This window comes from Lawsonibacter faecis, from assembly GCF_014287675.1.
Classification (GTDB): domain Bacteria; phylum Bacillota; class Clostridia; order Oscillospirales; family Oscillospiraceae; genus Pseudoflavonifractor; species Pseudoflavonifractor faecis.
This window is the reverse complement of the sequence record NZ_JACOPQ010000032.1, coordinates 1-1,342: the sequence shown is the minus strand read 5'-3', so window position 1 is coordinate 1,342 and position 1,342 is coordinate 1. Positions and strand designations below refer to the sequence as shown.

Genomic DNA, 1,342 nt, shown 5'->3' with positions numbered 1-1,342 from the left:
TTGCTCTTGCACTCAGCGGCGCGCTTCTGATGACCGCACTGGCCGGCTGCGGCGACAAGCCCGCGGGCGGCAGCCCGTCACCCAGCAAGACGCCGGACGCGTCGCCGTCCGCCAGCACCCCCGCCGAGCCCAGCGCCGGCACCCCCGCCGCCACCGGCTCCGTGTACTACCTGAACTTCAAGCCCGAGCAGGACGAGGCCTGGCAGGCCCTGGCCGCGGCCTACACCGCCGAGACCGGCGTGCCCGTCACCGTGGAGACCGCCGCCCAGGGCGGGTATGAGACCACGCTGATGGCCGAGATTACCAAGAACACCCCGCCCACCCTCTTCCAGGTCAACGGCCCCGTGGGCCTCGCCAACTGGAAGGACTACTGCTACGACCTGAGCGGCTCCCAGATTTACGGCGAGCTCACCAGCGACGCCTTCGCCCTCAAGGACGGGGACACCGTGGACGGCATCGCCTACGTGGTGGAGTCCTACGGCCTCATCGCCAACAAGACCCTTCTGGCCCAGGCCGGCTACTCCCTGGACGACATCAAGTCCTTCGCGGACCTGAAGAAGGTGGCCGAGGACATCACCGCCCGCAAGGACGAGCTGGGCTTCGCGGCCTTCTCCTCCTCCGGCATGGACTCCTCCTCCGACTGGCGCTTCCAGACCCACCTCGCCAACCTCCCCATCTACTTTGAGTACCAGGCCGACGGCATCGGCTCCACCGACGCCATCAAGGGCACCTATCTCCAGAACTACCGGGATATCTGGAACCTTTACATCAACAACTCCACCTGCGACCCCAAGGAGCTCTCCGCCAAGACCGGCGACGACTCCCGCAACGAGTTCCTGGCCGGCCAGGCCGTGTTCTTCCAGAACGGTTCCTGGGAGTACAACAACCTGGTGGGCGAGGGCAAGTTTACCGACGACGACCTGGCCATGATGCCCATCTACATCGGCGTGGGCGACGAGCAGGGTCAGGGCCTGTGCACCGGCACCGAGAACTTCTGGTGCGTGAACAAGAACGCCAAGCCCGAGGACATCCAGGCCACCCTGGACTTCATGTACTGGTGCATCTCCTCCGAGACCGGCACCAAGGCCATGGCTGAGGAGATGGGCTTTGTCATCCCCTTCAAGAACGCCCAGGAGTCCCCCAACCTCTTCGTCAAGCAGGACGCCGAGATGACCGCCGCGGGCAAGACCCCCGTGTCCTGGAACTTCGCCACCATCCCCTCCGAGGAGTGGAAGAAGGGCCTGAGCACCGCCCTCACCATGTACGCCGCCGACCAGAGCGACGCCAACTGGGACGGCGTCAAGTCCGCTTTCGTGGACAACTGGGCTGTCGAGTATCAGCT

The 1,342-nt window shown here is 65.4% G+C and carries 1 protein-coding gene; it reads left to right on the top strand.

The window, feature by feature from the left end; genetic code table 11:
- A partial coding sequence (locus H8S62_RS17750) for an ABC transporter substrate-binding protein (protein WP_423788683.1) occupies positions 1 to 1,342 on the top strand: 1,342 nt, incomplete at both ends.